Source organism: Pseudoalteromonas sp. SG43-8 (genome assembly GCF_014164245.1).
GTDB lineage: Bacteria > Pseudomonadota > Gammaproteobacteria > Enterobacterales > Alteromonadaceae > Pseudoalteromonas > Pseudoalteromonas distincta.
Map to the genome: position 1 here is coordinate 1 of NZ_JACJEX010000035.1, position 533 is coordinate 533.

Consider the following 533-nt stretch of genomic DNA (forward strand, 5'->3'; position numbering starts at 1 on the left):
GTGTGGCGAACAGCCGACACGCCTGATAATCGTAAAGCCTTCTCTTCAGGTAGCAACCAATACGGTGATACAGCCTTTCCTCAAATACGCATGGTCTGTCATATGGAATTGACCAGCCATCAACTGCTCAGTAGCGAGTTTGATAACTATAAAACCAACGAGATGAAATTAGCTGAGCGTTTAATTGAACGTACACCAGATAATTCACTGACTATGTTTGATAAAGGGTATTATTCTTTAGGCCTGTTAAACCGTTGGCACCAAACTGGGGAGATGAGGCACTGGCTGATACCAGCAAGGCCCGACTTACAGTATGAAATCATCTCCAGCGCGGGTAAAAATGACCATATCATTGAATTGAAAACCACAAAGCATGCACAAAAAAACTTTCCCGATGTTCCTGAAACGATTAAAGCGAGATTAATCAGTAAAACAATAAAGGGTAAAAGCTACCGTATATTAACCTCGATGACGGATAGATTGCGTTATCCAGGTAATGAAATTGTTGAATTATATTGTCATCGTTGGGAGAT

General features: G+C 41.1%; 1 protein-coding gene. It reads left to right on the forward strand.

Annotated elements, in window-relative coordinates; translation table 11 throughout:
- Positions 1-533: IS4 family transposase (locus tag H5122_RS20345; protein ID WP_182713011.1), on the forward strand; the 533-nt coding region annotated here is incomplete at both ends.